This is a genomic window from Rhizobium rhizogenes NBRC 13257 (genome assembly GCF_000696095.1).
GTDB lineage: Bacteria > Pseudomonadota > Alphaproteobacteria > Rhizobiales > Rhizobiaceae > Rhizobium > Rhizobium rhizogenes.
Map to the genome: position 1 here is coordinate 1 of NZ_BAYX01000044.1, position 1,406 is coordinate 1,406.

Genomic DNA, 1,406 nt, shown 5'->3' on the forward strand with positions numbered 1-1,406 from the left:
GATCTCCACAGGCGATATCACCGTCGGCACGCTGCTGTCGGCCGGTGGTCTCACCACCGACGGCGCCAATCTCAAGGCGGACAGTTTGACCGCCCATGGCGACGCCACCCTGAAGGCCAGCGGCACTGGCGCAAGCGGTCGCGTTGACATCAGCGGCCAGGTGCTGGCGGCCGGCGATCTCGCGATCAACGCAAACAGCCTCAATGCCGGCCTTCTCGTTTCCGGCGTCGATTTTGCGGCAACCGACGCCAGCGGCGGCAATATCAAGCTTGCCAGCTCCGGCGACACGGACCTCACCGTCTCCGGTAACGCCACTGCCGGCACGATCCTGTCGGCGGGCGATGTCACGGCGAAGGCGGCCAATCTCACGGCAGACAGCATCACCAGTCACGGCAATGTGGCGATCACCGCAACTGGTGTCGCCGGCAATGTCGATGTGAACAATCAGATCCTGGCCGCAGGCAATCTGATGATAAACGGCGGTAGCATTACCGCACCCGTTCTGATCTCGGGCATTGATTTTGCTGCCACCAATGCGGCGGGCGGCAATATCGTGCTGGGTTCCTCCGCGACGATTGCAGGCAATCGCGCTGGCAGCACTACCCTGACGACCACAGGCAATATCGTCTCTCAGACGATGCTTTCGGGCGGCGATGTTGCGATCCGTGCGGCTAGTCTGAAAGCCGACAGCCTTACTGGGCATGGCAATGTCGGCATTACCGGAGACGTCGCTGTCTCCAATCAGATCCTCTCCGCAGGCAATCTGACGATCAATGGCGGCAGCATCAGTGCGCCCGTCCTGATCTCCGGCATCGACTTTGCCGCCACCAATGCCGCCGGTGGTAGCATCGTGCTCGGATCGTCCGGCGGCATGAACCTTGCCGCCACCGCAGGAATCGCTGCGCAAACCATGCTGTCCGCCGGTGTGATCGAGGCCAGCGGCAGCACGATCACAGCCAACGCTGTTACTGGGCATGGCGACATCACCCTTGCCGGCAGCAGCAGCGTCAAAGTCACGGGCCAGCTCCTCGGCGGCAACGACGTCTCGCTCTCCGGCCAGACCGTCCAGCTTGGCCAGGCCATCAGTGGTGTCGACTTCGCCACCACCGCGCAATCATCAAACGGCGCCATTGCTCTCGGATCTAGTGGCGATCTCGACATCAATGCAGGAAGTGCCACCGCTGGCACTCTGATCGTCGCCGGCAACCTCGATGTGCTGGCGAGCGCATTTACGGGCGGCAACATCACAAGTCACGGCGCTGTCTCGATCGGGTCGTCCGCAAATTCCGGTGCGATTGCGATCAACGGCCAGCTTCTGGGTGGAAGTAACGTCTCGATCACCGGATCGGGCATCAGCGGCAATGTCATTGTCGCCGGCGTCGATTTTGCCGCGACCAGCCAATCAG

Annotated in this window: 1 protein-coding gene; it reads left to right on the forward strand. The window is 62.2% G+C overall.

Features of this window, described 5'->3' with window-relative positions; genetic code table 11:
* Positions 1 to 1,406, forward strand: a 1,406-nt coding sequence (locus RRH01S_RS34630) for a beta strand repeat-containing protein (protein ID WP_042477848.1), incomplete at both ends; no start/stop codon positions are given.